Raw genomic sequence first — 14,231 nt, forward strand, 5'->3', positions numbered from 1 at the left:
CACTTGGTAAGCCGGGCCCCGCTTCCGGCACAGGCTGAAGGTCTGCTTCGTAGCGCTAACTGGGCGCTGGCGTGACCCCTGCTAAGCTTCCGCTCCGGCGCAACGTGCTCGTCTGGCAGATGAGACGAACGGCAACTTCCCGCCCATCTCGGCCATTGGCGGCAGCCTGCTGATTGAGTTTTGACCCTAAGGCGCTTTTTGGGACGTGGCGGTCTCGAAGCAGGTCAGGTACCGAGTTCTTCGACTTCCTCGACGAGTTGCGGACGCATGTGCAGATAACGTGTCGCCTTGCGTTTGGCGATGACATCGGCCCAGACGCGTTCCACTTGTGTAGCGGCCAACCCCGCCGCCTGCCCCACCACTTCGGCCGCCATGCCGTTGTTGAGACCGTAAAGGCAAAGATCCATACGGTCATAGGGAAGCGAGAAGTAGAACTCCTCCTGGGTCTGCGCCAGCGAGTAGGTATCGGTGGTCGGCGGCCGGTTCCGGATTTCTTCCGGAACACCGAGATGAGCCGCCAGCGCATAGACCTGCGTTTTATAGAGGTGGGCAATCGGCTTGACGTCCGCGGCGCCGTCACCGTTCTTCACGAAGAAACCCTGATCGTATTCCAGCCGGTTCGGCGTTCCAAGGACGGCGAAGTTCAAGCGATCGGCATGATAGTATTCGATCTGCTTGCGGGTGCGCTGCTTCATATTGGTAGCGGCGACGACGCCGAGATAGACAGGCAGCGGCATTCTCAGTTTCGTCTGCTTGCCTTCGGGATCCTGCACCACCAGCGACGAGATATTATAGCCTTGGCCCTCGAGCGCGTTCGCGATCACGATCTTCGAGGCCCAGCCTTCGCCGTATCCCGGGACCAATTCGCGGATGAAGGCGTCGCGGCGCTGGTAGCAGCCCATCGCGCGCAAGGCCGGCCCGATATCCTCCGTCACAGCCTCGATACCAAAAGTTTCGGCGACGAGACGGCCGAGCCGCAGGCTTTCAGGATCGGAATCGCTTTCCGGCATGAACAGGCAAAGCACATTCTTGGGGCCGACGGCTCGTGCCGCCAACGCGACCGACACGCTCGAATCGATCCCACCCGAAAGACCGAGCACAAGGCCCCGCTTGCGAAGCCCGCGCAACTGCTGGCGCAAGGCCGTTACGATACGGTCCGTTTCGGTGATCAGGTCGATTGCCAGAGCCTGCGCCAGAAAGGTCCGCGCATCCTCGGTCGGGCGAACATTCATTGCGCGGCCTCCATGGTTTCTGCCGCAAGCCGACGGCTGACCTTGCCGGTATCGGTCTTCGGCAGCTCGCGGCGGAACTCGATGACCTTGGGGACCATGAAGTCCTCAAGGTGGCGTGCACAGTGGCGTATGATATCCTTTTCGCTAAGCGCTGGGTCGGACCGTACGATAACTGCGCCGATCGCATGCCCGAGCACGGGATCCGGCACACCGACAACCACCGCTTCCGCGATGCCCGGATGAGCATGAAGCACGGCTTCCACTTCCTTGGGCGCCACCTTCTCTCCCCGCGACTTTATGATGTCGTCCTTGCGGCCGACGAAATAAAGAAAGCCTTCCTCATCGGCCCTGAACAGATCGCCGGTGTAGAGAACCTTCTCCCAAGGGTTCGGACCCGGGCGCAAGGCTCGTGCCGTCGCAGCTTCGTTTCGCCAATAACCCTGCATGACGTGCGGCCCGCGAATGACCAGCTCACCTGCTACGCCCGGCGGCACCCGTTGCCCCTCGTCGTTGACGACAAAGGCTTCGGTGTTCGGAATGGCTATTCCGACCGAGCCCGGCCGGCGGTCGAGCTCCTCGGGCGGCAGATAGGTGCAGCGCTTGCATTCCGTCAGGCCATACATCGAATAGAGCCTGACACCGGGGAAAAGGAACCGAAGGCGTTCTATGTGAGGCGGCGGCAAGGCAGCCGCCGTGTTGGAAATATAGCGAAGGCTGGGCAGGAAGCCCGGCGCCAGGTCCCTCATCTGCAGGATCATCGCTGCCATCGTGGGCACGAGCGGAAGCCCGGTGACGCCTTCCTGGCGGATGCGTTCAAAGACCGCCTGGGGAAAAGCGAAGGACTTCTCGAGCACGAGCGTGGCGCCGAGCCTGACGGTCATCAGCAATTGATAGAGGCCGTAGTCGAAAGCGAGGGGCAGAACATTCAAGATGATGTCGTCTGGGGAGTTGCGCAGATAAGTGATGATGGAGCCCGCCGCCGCGTCGCAATTGCGGTGCGTCATCATCACGCCCTTGGGCCGGCCGGTCGAGCCCGAGGTGTAGATCAACATCGCAAGATCGACGTCAACGCCGCGGTGGTCAATCTCCCTGGCTTGGAGCGTCAAGCAATCCGCCAGGGATGTGGCCCCTGCCGGGCATTGGTTATCGGCACCAACGGTGGAGGCCACGAAGATGCCGGTCTTGCCGGACGATCCGCACGCATCGGCGACCACGGGCATCAGTTTTGCTTGCGTGAGGATCGCAGCTGCGTCGCAATCGGCGATGATGTAGGCCAGCTTTTCGGCCTTGGTGGATGCATTGATCGGACTGAAAGTCGCGCCTGCTTTAAGAACTGCGAAAATCGAAACCGCAGCCTCCCAGCAATTGTCCATGAAGATCAGGACCCGGTCGTCGCGACTGACGCCATTCATGAAAAGGGCGGCGGCCAGACGGCTCGAAAGATCGTCCAGCTCTTCATAGCACAGCCTTTTGTGCTCGGTGATCAATGCCGTTTTGGCTGGATGGGCAGCGGCCTTCGCCGTCAGAAAATGTTCGATCCGCACGGACGCTCCTCGCCGATGGCGCCTACGCTGCCAGCGCTTCTGCCTTTGCCTTGATGAAGGCTGAGATGCGGTCAATCGAATCCAGATTGGCCGGTACGATGTCGGCATCGACCATCGCTATGCCGAAATCATCCTCTATGAATGCCACGAGCTCCAACACGGCCGTCGAGTCGATGATGCCGTTCTCGATCAGTGATGCGGAGTCTGCAAGCTCGTAGGACGTGTCCCCGAACAGGAAGTTGTCGACGATAAAGGTTTTGACCTTGTCCTTGATTGCTATCATGATTTTTCATTCCCTCGATTTCTCAGGCCGCTCGTGCTGCACCGACCTTTTCGCCGGTGAAAATCTTCTGCCACAGTTGCGTCGACAAAATGCCGACGAAAGCCGCATTGTCGCGGAATCCGGAAGCTGGCTGCAAGCGGCATTTCTCGTGCAGGTTCGCCACCGCCTTGGCGTTGAATAGTCCTCCGGCGGCGATGCTCGCCTCGCTCAGTGAATCGCGTACGTAGTCCAGTTCTCCCGCTCCAACGAAGGAGCGGGCTTCCGGTGCCCGGTAAGGCTGTTTGGTGCGCTCGCGGATGGCCGTCGGAAGCAGGTGCTTGGCAGCTTTGCGCAATATGTGTTTTTCCACCAGTCCCTTCAGCTTCATCTCCGGCGGAAGTCTGGCCGCAAACTCTACCAAGCGATGGTCAAGGAAGGGGAAACGCCCTTCGATACCGTGCGCCATGGCCATGCGATCGCCCTGGCTGGAGAGGATGTAGCCCGGCAGGAGAAAGCGGGTTTCGAGATATTGCGCCTGATGCAGCGGATGCCACCGGGAAAATGCCTCAGGCAACCGGCTGGCCAGGTCCTCGGCTGCGTCATACCCCTTCAATGTCGCGCGCAGGTCACCGGAAAAGAACATCTTCGCCGCTGATGTGGTCTTGAAACGCGGCCGATGCGAGAACAGCGGATCGTCCAGGGCAGAGCTGCCGGTTCCGAAGAACGCAGCCAGGTACTCCACGGACTGCTGTTGCAGGCCCGGCAGATAGGGATAAAGCTTGCGGAACAGTTGTGGCCTTATGCGCGATGCCGGCTGTCGCGCGCAGAAACGGCGAACCCGCGCTTCCTTGAAGACATCATAACCGGCAAACACCTCGTCGGCGCCTTCGCCTGTCAGCACCACTTTCAAACCGGCCTGGCGAACGAGGCCAGACAATTGATAGAGGGGGGCCGGGGCGGTGCGGATGATCGGCCGCTCGGTAAAGCGGATGACTTCGGGAAACACACCGGCGATATCGCCGGCACGGCAGGCGATGGTTCGATGCTGCGTGCTAATTGCCGACGCCATTTCGGTCTGGAAGGCGCTTTCGTCATGCTCGGCGCTGTCGAACGTCACGGAAAATGTCTGCAGCTTAAGAGGAGTCATGCCGGCCGCGAGTGCCGAAACGAGGGATGAATCGAGCCCGCCCGAAAGGTAAGAACCGACCGGCACGTCGGCGCGCATGCGAAGCCTCACCGCGTCGGTCAACAGGGCCTGCAGTTCCTCGGCCGCGTCGTCCTCATTGGTGATCTTCGATGGCGTATCCGGATACGGGTAGTCTAGGTGCCAATATGGTTTGACCGTGACTTGCCCCTGTGTCGCGATCATCACGCTTGCCGGCTCCAGCTCGTGGATGTTGCGGAAAGCCGTGCGTGGAGCGATCGGCGCCCACAGCGTAAAGATCTGGTCGAGTGCAATCGGATCGATTTCGGCCGAGACGCCGGGTACCTTCAGCAGGGCCTTTATCTCCGACGCAAAGTAGAGCACCCCGTCCTTGCTGGTGTAGAACAGCGGCCGAACACCCATGCGGTCTCTTGCAAGCACCATCCGCCGCCGCCGGTTATCCCAAATCGCGAAGGCGAAATCACCGTTCAGGAGCGACAGGCAGTCTTCGCCCATCTCGTCATACAGCTGCAGGAGAACTTCGGTATCGCTCGATGTGCGGAAGCGTCGGCCCTTGGCCAGCAGCCCTTCGCGCAATTCCACGTAGTTGAAGATCTCGCCGTTGAACGCAATCGTCAAATTGCCGGTTTCGTCGGACATCGGCTGCTGGCCATCACCAATTCCAATCACCGACAGCCGCGCATGCCCAAGCCCAGCCTCGGGCGCTACGAATTTCCCTTGTTCATCCGGCCCGCGATGGGCGATCGCAGACGTCATGCGCGCAAGCAAAGCTTCCGCATCCCGGACTGAACCGAAATAGCCCCCGAATCCGCACATCCACACAGCTCATACTGAACAGCAAGCCACGAAACATAGCGGTCATAAGCGCCTCAAAGGTTAATCGGATACTTTTCAGCAAGCATGTGGTTAACAGGATGTTAGGACAAAACGATGCTTTTGCGGACCGACTTGCGCCCCACTCCAGGTGTCACGCTTGAAGGCGTCACGGCGAGCGATGCAAATCACTGCTTCGAGTACGGCCGGTACCAGTCAACAAACTTCTTCAGCCCGTCCTTTATCGAAACGCTAGGCCTGAAGCCGAAATCCCGCTCCAGCGCGGTCATGTCGGCGTAAGTCTTCTCGACGTCGCTCGACTGCATCGGCTCGTTGTGGCGGATTGCCTTGACCTCGAGCAGCCTTTCCAGAATGTCGATGAAGTCGCCCAGGCGCACCGGCCGGTTGTTGCCGACATTGTAGAGCCTGTTCGGCGGAACGTCAGCCGCCGGCGACTTGTCGAGCACGGCGACAACCGCCTTCACAACATCGTCTATGTAGGTGAAATCGCGCCACATTTCGCCATTGTTGAAGACCCGGATCGGCTTGCCCTCGAGCATCGCCTGGGTGAACATCCAATAGGCCATGTCGGGACGGCCCCAGGGACCGTAGACCGTGAAAAACCGCAGGCCGGTCTGCGGTATGCCGAACAGATGGGCGTAGGTGTGGCTCATCAACTCATCGGTTTTCTTGGTGGCAGCGTAAAGCGAAACGGGCTTGTCGACCTGATCGGCTTCGCTGAACGGCACGCTGCGGTTGCCGCCATACACCGAGCTCGACGAGGCATAGACCAGATGCTCGAATGCCGGTTCGGCGCGACAGAATTCGAGCACTTCGAGGTGGCCCATGACATTGGAGCGGATATAGAGCCGCGGATTGTCGAGTGAGTGGCGCACGCCTGCCTGCGCTGCAAGGTGCACGATCCTAACGATGCCTTGCCCGGCCAAAGCGGCTGCAAGCGTGCCCTGTTCGGCAATATCGATCTGGTGGAATGAAAAATCCTTGTGGGGCAGAAGGCGGGCAAGCCGCCCCTTTTTGAGCGCCAGGTCGTAATAATCGTTCATGTTGTCGACGCCGACGACCGCTTCTCCCCGGTCGAGCAGATGGTGGCAAACGTGGCTGCCAATGAACCCCGCGGCTCCGGTGACAAGTATAGGCAACAAGCTTCTCCACGCGCATAGCCGGGCCGGTATCTGGAGCGGCAGATCCGGCCCATTTTCTCGTGCTATAGTCGAAAGCCGAGGTGGAGACCACCATTAAGCTGATGCGTCAGCTTGCCTCGCGCATGGCTTCGGCCGCCTGCAGGTCTACCGACACCAGTTGGCTGACGCCTTGCTCGGCCATGGTCACCCCAAACAGCCGGTCCATGCGCGCCATGGTGATCGGGTTGTGTGTGATGATGACGAAGCGCGTTTCGGTGGTTGCGGCCATTTCGTCCATCAGATTGCAGAAACGCTCGACATTGTGGTCATCGAGCGGCGCGTCGACTTCGTCGAGCACGCAGATCGGCGCCGGGTTGGTCAGGAACACGGCGAAGATCAGCGACATCGCCGTCAACGCCTGCTCGCCGCCGGACAGCAGCGTCATCGTCTGCGGCTTCTTGCCGGGCGGTCGCGCCAGGATCTCGAGCCCCGCTTCGAGCGGATCGTCGGACTCGATCAGTTGCAGCTCGGCGGTGCCGCCGCCGAACAGGTGCGAAAACAGCCGTTGAAAATGGCCGTTGACCACCTCGAAGGCAGCGAGCAGCCGCTCGCGGCCTTCACGGTTCAGGCTGTGGATCGCCTGCCGCAGCTTGCGGATCGCCTCGATGATGTCGTCGCGCTCTGAAACGATGGCCTCCAGCCGGTCCGACAATTCCTTCTGCTCTTCCTCGGCGCGCAGATTGACGGCACCGAGCCGTTCGCGTTCGACCTTCAGCCGGTCGAGCTGACGCTCGATCTCGGCCATTTCGGGCATCGGGCTGTCGGGTTCGAGGCCGGTGTGGCGGATCACCAGATGCGGCGGCGTGTTCAGCGTTTCCTGGATGCGCGCCTCGACTTCCAGCCGACGCTCGTCGGCGGCGGTCAGCCGCTCTTCGGCGCGAACGCGGGATTCGCGCGCCTCGGCCAGCGACTGGATGGCAGCAGTCGCAGCCTTGTCCAGCTCGGACTGCCGGTTCTCCGCTTCCTGCAAGCGGTCGCCCGCTGCCTTGCGCAGGCTTTCGGCCTCGGCGAGTTGCGACAGCAGGGCGCGCCGCTTGGCGTCGATCTCGTCGGGGGCGTCGGCCAGTTGCTCGCGCTCGGCCTCGGCCTCTGCCTTGCGTTCGCCGAGCGCCGCGATCTGTGTCGAGGCGTTTTCGGCGCGCTCCACCCAGTTGCGCCGTTCCGCGCAGATGGCATCGAGCCGACGCGCACGTGCCTCGGCTTCCCGCCTCAGGCCCTCGTGAACGGCACGCGCATCGGCAAGGGCGGCGCGGTCGCGGGCGACGTTGGCCGCCGACTGCTCGAGCTGCAACTGCAGGTCGCCGAGATCGGGCGCGTCCTGCAGCAGCATTTCCGCCTCGACGAATGCCGCCGCCGTTTCCTCATGGCTGTCGACAATGCGTGCGCGCGCCTCGTCAAGTGCTGCACGCCGGCTCGACAGCTCGCCGCCGGCTTTTTCGGCCTCGGCCAGCGTATTGCGGGCAGCGTCGAGCCCGTGCTGGGCGTCGCGCCCGGCCTGTCGGGCGTTGCGTTCGGCCTCGCTCGCCTGGGCAAGCGCCTGTTCGGCCTGGGCAAGGGCTTGTTCAGCTTCGCGCAGGGTGCGCGTGGCATGGACTGCTTCGGCATCGAGCTCGGCCAGCCGGTTTTTCTGCGCCAGCCGCTGCGCGGCGGCGGTCGGGGCATCGGCGCTGGCGGTGAAGCCGTCCCAACGCCAGAGCGCGCCTTCGCGGCTGACTAGCCGTTGACCGGGAGCAAGCAGCGTCTGCAGCCGTCTTCCGTCGGCGGCTTCGACAATGCCGATCTGGGCCAGCCTGCGGGCCAGCTGTGCCGGCGCACGCACAACGCTGGCGAGGCTCCTTATGCCTTCGGGCAATGCGGCGTCGGCAGGCTGGATTTCGCTCTGGCCCCAATGTACCGGCGCACTGCGGTCGAGCGGCACGTCGAGATCTTCGCCAAGCGCGGCACCCAGCGCCGTCTCGTAGCCGCGCTCGACGCTGATCTGCTCCAGCACCGAGGGAAATAGATCGCCGCTGGCGGCGTTGAGGATCTTGGCCAGCGTGCGGGCCTCGGTTTCGATCCGCGCCAGCTCGGCCTTTGCGTCCTGAACCGGTGGGCGGCCAGCACTTTCGCCTGCACGCGCCTCGGCGACCGCCTGTTCGGCGGCAATGGCGGCTGCCTCAGCCTCTTCGAGCAGCGCCAGCGCCTGATCGACCAGCAGCCGCTTCCCGGCGGGATCGGGCAGGCCGGCGACTCTGGAGACGATCTCCGACAGTTCGCGGTCGACATCGGCAAGCTGGCGGGCAAAGCGGTCGCGGCGCTCAGCGGTGTCGCGCAGCGTCCGTTCGATCTGGTTGCGCGAGGCGGCAGCCTCCGCCCGTTCGGCGGTCAGCGCGGCGAGCCTGGCCTCGCTCGAGGCAAGCGTCGATGCCGCCTGCTCGAAAGCCGCGCGGGTGCTGGCCTCGCGCTCGGCGGCGCCGGCGTTTTCGGCGTTGAGCGCGGCTTCTTCGGCGGCGAGGCGTTCGAGGATATCCGCATTGTCGCGGACCATGCGCTCCTCGCGGGCAAGGTCGCCATCGAGCTGTTGCAGTCGGCGGTCGAGCTCAGCCTGGCGGGCGCGGATGCGGCCTGCCTCTTCCTCGATCTGCGCCTTGGCGATCGATAGACGCTGGAAGGCGGCGGCGGCAGCGGCTTCCGCATCGCGCAGGTCCGGCAGCCGGTGGGCGTTGATGCCTTGTTCCCTGGCGGCAGCCATCTGGGCGGCGGCACGGTCGCCGACCAGCGCGGTGGCAATCGCCAGCGCCGAACGCGCTTCGCCTTCCTGCGTCTTGGCCAGCGTCCAGCGCAGATGCAGCAGCGTCGCTTCGGCCTTGCGGATGTCGGCCGACAGGTTCTTGAAGCGCGAGGCCTGGCGGGCCTGGCGTTTCAGGCTTTCGATCTGACCCTCCAGCTCGCCGACGACGTCGTCCAGCCTTTCGAGGTTCTGTTCCGCCGCCTTCAGCCGCAGCTCGGCTTCGTGGCGCCGTGTGTGCAAGCCGGAAATGCCGGCCGCCTCCTCCAGCAGCGCGCGGCGCGCCTGCGGCTTTGCCTGGATCAGCTCGCCGATGCGGCCCTGGCCGACCATCGAGGGCGAGCGGGCGCCGGTCGACTGGTCAGCGAACAGCAGCTGAACGTCCTTGGCGCGAGCCTCCTTGCCGTTGATGCGGTAGAGCGAGCCGGCCTCGCGCTCGATGCGGCGCGAGACCTGCAATTCGTCGGCGTCGTTGAAGGCGGACGGCGCGGTGCGGTCGCTATTGTCGAGGAACAGCGTGACTTCGGCGGTGTTGCGGGCCGGACGCGTTCCCGAGCCGGAAAAGATGACGTCGTCCATGCCGGACGCACGCATGTTCTTGTAGGAGCTTTCGCCCATGACCCAGCGCAGCGCCTCGACCAGGTTCGACTTGCCGCAGCCGTTCGGCCCGACGATGCCGGTCAGACCGCGTTCGATGACGAACTCGCCGGGTTCGACGAAGGATTTGAAGCCGAGGAGGCGAAGGCGCGAGAACTTCATTCGCGCCGGCCCATAGCCAAGTTTCGCAAAACTGTGCCGCGGTTTTGCAAGGAGAACCCGCGGCAAGACAAAGAAGTGCGCACGCCGAAGCTACGCCGCTTCGGCGCTGCCGAAACGTCAGAGCAGAGGGTCGATGATGGCCGACATTTCCGCAATCGACATCGCCCCTTTGTAGGTCTTTCCGTTGATGAAAAAGGTCGGTGTGGAATCGACCTTGAATTCGTCGGCGCCGCGCTTCTGGACAGATCTCACATCGTCCAGAAGTTTCTGGTCCGTCAAGCAGGCCTCGAAGGACTCCTGTGTAAAACCGGCAAGCTTGGCGATTTGCAGCAGTGCGTCCTTGGTATTGTTCACACCAACCCAGTTCGCCTGCTGCCTGAACAGTACGTCGACCATCGGGAAATAGTTGTCCTTGGAGCAGCGCGCCAGCATGAAACCGGCCTCGGCGCTGGGATCGAACGGAAACTCGCGCAGTATGTAACGGGCCTTGCCGGTGTCGATATATTTCGTCTTCAGCTCCGGAAAAGTGGTCTCGGCGAAATGCGCGCAATGCGGGCAGGTCATCGATGCATATTCGACGATAGTGACCTTTGCATCGTGCTTGCCGAGCTGCATGTCGGGCAATGCGCCGGGCTTCAGCAGTGCCGCCATATCGACCGTGCCCTGAGCCTCCGGCGCCGCCGCGGCGGCCGGAGCGGCCGGCTTCGCAGGTTCCGGAGCCGCAGGCTTCACATCCTGCGCCTCGGCTTTCTCGCCCGAGTCGCTGCAGGCGGCAAGCAGCGCCACCGCTGGTATTGCGGCCAGCGAAGTCAAAAGGTTTCTGCGGGACAAGGAACGGATCATACGAATCACCTGGCAATAGTTGGATTTTGCAATGCAAAGTCTACAAAAAGCGAGAGTTGGCGCGAATTAAGGCATTACCGCCCCTATTCCAATCGCCAAATCCGGGCATACCATCACGATAGCGCGAGATCACGGTTTCTTTTGACCGAGAATGGTGGCGCCAAGCCGCTCCAGCGAGGCGCGCAGCCCGCCGTCCTCGATCAAACCAACGGTGCCCGACAGCTTCGCTTTCTCGGCCGCAGTCAGCGGCCGCAAACTGGGTTTCGGCTTGTCCTTGCCCGCCATTACCGGCTTCTGCACGATCCTGATCCGGCCGATCGCATTGAAACCGAGGAAGGCATTGACCCGGTTGATGATCTCGCCGGTCTCGTGCTGCAGATGCAGTGCCGCTACACCCTCGCAGGCAATCACCAGCACCGCCGGTTCGAAAGGATCGTCCTCATGCATGCGGCGCGGCCACTGGATCTTTTCCGGGCGCGAGCGGCCGGCAAGCCGCGGCCCGGCAATTTCTTCCCATGACTGGACCAGTCCGATCGACATACCGGCCCGCTTGCGCAGCACCGGGTCGAGGATCTCGGTTGCGAGATCGCTCACCGGAACGGGATTGCCGAAGGGCCTTTTCCCTGCCATGTGCGTTCTCCAGCTTCAGCACCAATGGATTAGGGCCGACCCTCGATCAATGGCACTGCACGACCAGACCCGCAAGGCCGTATCCGGAGACAATGTCGAGATCGCCTCCCGGCTGCTTGCCTGGTACGACGCGCATCACCGCGACCTGCCCTGGCGCGTTTCGCCGCGCGCGCTGGCGGGCGGGGCGCGGCCCGATCCCTATCTGGTCTGGCTTTCCGAGGTGATGCTGCAGCAAACCACGGTCGAGGCGGTAAAATCCTATTTTCAGGCGTTCATGCAGAAATGGCCAACGGTCCAGGCGCTGGCGGCGGCACCGACCCAAGACGTCATGAAGGCCTGGGCCGGGCTCGGCTATTATTCCCGCGCCCGTAACCTCAAAGCCTGTGCCGATCTCGTCGCGCGGCAAGGCGGCCGCTTTCCGGACAGCGAGTCCGGCTTGAAGGAACTGCCCGGCATCGGCGCCTATACGGCGGCGGCGATCGCAGCGATCGCCTTCGACCGACCAGCCGCGGTCGTCGACGGCAATGTCGAACGGGTCGTCTCACGGCTGTTTTCGATCGCCACGCCGCTGGGCGAAGCCAAGGGCGAGATACGCGGCCAGGTCGAACGCATGGTTCCCCTGACAAGGCCCGGCGACTTCGCGCAGGCGATGATGGACCTGGGCGCGACGATCTGCACGCCGCGCCGGCCCCGCTGCATTCTGTGCCCCGTTCGCGTGGACTGCAGCGCCACGATCTCGGGCGACCCCGAACGCTTTCCGGTCCGCCTGCCCAAGGCCGAAAGACCCTTACGCCGCGGTGCCGCCTTCGTTGCCGTCAGGTGCGACGGCGCCATCCTTCTGCGCAAGCGCGCGGACAAAGGCCTGCTCGGCGGCATGACTGAGGTGCCGACGACCGGCTGGACGGCGCGCATAGACGGCGCCACCACGGAAGCGGCGGCCCCGCTCCCCGGCAACTGGCAGCAGGCCGGACGCATCGGCCATATCTTTACCCATTTTGCGCTTGAACTCGACGTGTTCAAGGCGGAGACCGACGTTGCCGCCCCGGTCGGGCATTTCTGGTCGCTGGCCCATGAAATTTCCGGGGAAGCGCTGCCGAGCGTCATGAAAAAGGTAATCGAAGCGGCGATGCCGGGCGCGACGAAAAAGCAGCGGCCGCGTTGAAAGAGAGAAGAATGACTGAAATCCGCCACATCGTTTTCGACATCGGCAAAGTGCTGATCCACTATGATCCGGACCTGCCCTTCAGTCGCTTGATCCCCGATCCCGACGAACGGAAATGGTTCTTCGACAATGTCTGCACGCATGATTGGAACATCGAGCAGGATCGCGGCCGCAGTTGGGAAGAGGCCGAAGCGCTGGCGATCGCGCAATATCCCGAGCACGCCGAAAATATCCGCAATTTCCGCCGGCACTGGCACGAGATGGTGCCTCACGCCTATGAGGACAGCGTCGCCATCATGATCGGCCTGATCGACAGCGGCCATGACGTGACGATGCTCACCAATTTCGCTGCGGATACGCTCGCCGAGGCCCGCGAGCGCTTCGATTTCCTCAATCGGCCGCGCGGCGTCACCGTTTCCGGCGACATCCGCCAGATCAAGCCGGATCGCGCCATCTATGACCACCACGTCGCCGCGTTCAGCCTCGAACCGTCAGCGACGCTGTTCATCGACGACAGCCAGAAGAACGTCGACGGCGCCAAGGCGGCGGGCTGGCAGTCGGTGCTGTTCACCGATGCAAAGACGCTCAGGGCGGACCTTGAGCGCCTTGGGATCAAAGTGTGATTTGAATCGGTTCCAGGAGTTGGTTGAGCCTTCGCATTAACCGATCTGTCGCAACTCGGAAGCCGTCAGGCGCCCGCCCGCTCCATGCCTAGCCGAGCAATGCGGCGAAGCTCGTCGATCGGGGTCAGGCCGCCGCTGCGCTCATAATGCCAGAAGGTCCATCCGTTGCAGGCGTCCAGCCCCTGCACCTCGGCGCCGATCTTGTGGATCGACCCGGCACTGTCGCCGATCGCCAGCGTGCCGTCGGCGCGCACTTTTGCCGCCCAGCGCTTCTTGGCGTCGTAAAGCGTGGCGCCTGGCGCCACCAGGCCATTGTCGAGAAGCGTGACGAAGGCGACGCGCGGCTCAGCGCGCTTGCCGGTCAGTACCGTCAAATTGGCGCCTTCCAGCGGCCGGACCGCATCGATACGTTCCATGGCGGCATCGATATAGGTTTGTTCGCGCTCGATGCCGACGAAGTGGCGGCCAAGCCGCTTGGCCACAGCCCCGGTGGTTCCTGAACCGAAGAACGGGTCGAGCACGATGTCGCCCGGCCTGGTCGATGCCGTCATGACGCGGGCAAGCAACGCTTCCGGCTTCTGCGTCGGATGCAATTTGTCACCATTGTCGTTCTTCAGGCGCTCGCCGCCGGTGCAGATCGGAAACAGCCAGTCCGAGCGCATCTGGACGTCGTCGTTCGATGCCTTCAGCGCCTCGTAGTTGAAAGTGTAGCCCTTGCCCTTCTGGTCGCGCGATGCCCAGATCATCGTCTCATGCGCGTTCTGGAAACGGCGGCCACGGAAATTGGGCATTGGATTGGTCTTGCGCCAGACGACGTCGTTGAGGATCCAGAAGCCCAGGTCCTGCATCTTTGCCCCGACCCTGAAAATATTGTGGTAGGAGCCGATAACCCAGATCGTGCCGTTGGGCTTCAACACACGGCGCGCCGCCAGCAGCCAGGCGCGGGTGAAGGCGTCGTAGGCCTCAAAACTGTCGAACTGGTCCCAATGGTCGTCGACGGCATCGACCTTGGATTGGTCGGGCCGGTGCAGATCGCCATCGAGCTGCAAATTATAGGGCGGATCGGCGAAGATCACGTCGATCGACTTTTCCGGCAGCCGTTCGAGCGCGGCGACGCAGTCGCCCTTCAGGATCGTATCCAGCCACTCGGATTGCTGGGGAGCATCGGAAAGCTCGTCGAGAAGACGCACGGCAGACATTGTGACACCCAAGGCACGCGTTACTGTTTA

The 14,231-nt window shown here is 62.8% G+C and carries 11 protein-coding genes; 2 read left to right on the forward strand and 9 right to left on the reverse strand.

The features are described from left to right. Positions 1-224 precede the first annotated feature (224 nt). From nadE to NKI54_RS19125, 8 genes are all read right to left on the reverse strand, one after another. Positions 225-1,232, reverse strand: coding sequence for an NAD(+) synthase (gene nadE, locus NKI54_RS19090; protein WP_352692178.1), 1,008 nt, complete (start codon positions 1,230-1,232; stop codon positions 225-227). Continuing rightward, positions 1,229-2,776, reverse strand: a complete 1,548-nt coding sequence (locus NKI54_RS19095; RefSeq protein WP_352692179.1) for a class I adenylate-forming enzyme family protein — start codon at positions 2,774-2,776, stop codon at positions 1,229-1,231. The genes nadE and NKI54_RS19095 overlap by 4 nt, the downstream gene beginning before the upstream one ends. 22 nt (positions 2,777-2,798) lie before the next feature. Further along, positions 2,799-3,062: an acyl carrier protein gene (locus NKI54_RS19100; RefSeq protein ID WP_352692202.1), complete on the reverse strand. Its 264-nt coding sequence runs from the start codon at positions 3,060-3,062 to the stop codon at positions 2,799-2,801. 19 nt (positions 3,063-3,081) lie between these two features. Further along, positions 3,082-5,019 carry an asparagine synthase (glutamine-hydrolyzing) gene (gene asnB, locus NKI54_RS19105; RefSeq protein WP_352692180.1) on the reverse strand — a complete coding sequence of 646 codons (1,938 nt, stop codon included), beginning with the start codon at positions 5,017-5,019 and terminating at the stop codon, positions 3,082-3,084. A gap of 185 nt (positions 5,020-5,204) precedes the next feature. Then, complete coding sequence (locus tag NKI54_RS19110; protein WP_352692181.1) at positions 5,205-6,176, reverse strand: NAD-dependent epimerase/dehydratase family protein; 972 nt, start codon at positions 6,174-6,176, stop codon at positions 5,205-5,207. 109 nt (positions 6,177-6,285) lie between these two features. After that, positions 6,286-9,744 (reverse strand): chromosome segregation protein SMC, encoded by a 3,459-nt coding sequence (smc, locus tag NKI54_RS19115; protein WP_352692182.1) that lies wholly within the window; start codon positions 9,742-9,744, stop codon positions 6,286-6,288. A 117-nt stretch (positions 9,745-9,861) separates the two neighbouring features. Further along, on the reverse strand, positions 9,862-10,587 hold the full coding sequence (locus NKI54_RS19120) for a DsbA family protein (RefSeq protein WP_352571386.1): 726 nt from the start codon (positions 10,585-10,587) through the stop codon (positions 9,862-9,864). A gap of 129 nt (positions 10,588-10,716) precedes the next feature. Next, a complete protein-coding gene (locus tag NKI54_RS19125; RefSeq protein ID WP_023674157.1) occupies positions 10,717-11,217 on the reverse strand; it encodes a DUF721 domain-containing protein in 501 nt (166 codons plus the stop codon). Positions 11,218-11,266: 49 nt separating this feature from the next. Between NKI54_RS19125 and mutY the strand changes: the two genes are divergently transcribed. Further along, positions 11,267-12,379: an A/G-specific adenine glycosylase gene (gene mutY, locus NKI54_RS19130; protein WP_023674156.1), complete on the forward strand. Its 1,113-nt coding sequence runs from the start codon at positions 11,267-11,269 to the stop codon at positions 12,377-12,379. Between the two features lie 11 nt (positions 12,380-12,390). Then, entirely contained in the window at positions 12,391-13,002 is a 612-nt protein-coding gene (locus NKI54_RS19135) for an HAD family hydrolase (RefSeq protein WP_023674155.1), read from the forward strand. A gap of 65 nt (positions 13,003-13,067) precedes the next feature. Here NKI54_RS19135 and NKI54_RS19140 read toward each other — a convergent pair whose 3' ends face one another. Then, complete coding sequence (locus tag NKI54_RS19140; RefSeq protein ID WP_023674154.1) at positions 13,068-14,201, reverse strand: site-specific DNA-methyltransferase; 1,134 nt, start codon at positions 14,199-14,201, stop codon at positions 13,068-13,070. Positions 14,202-14,231: the final 30 nt, after the last annotated feature.

It is taken from the genome of Mesorhizobium sp. M0663, from assembly GCF_040320585.1.
Taxonomy (GTDB): Bacteria; Pseudomonadota; Alphaproteobacteria; order Rhizobiales; family Rhizobiaceae; genus Mesorhizobium.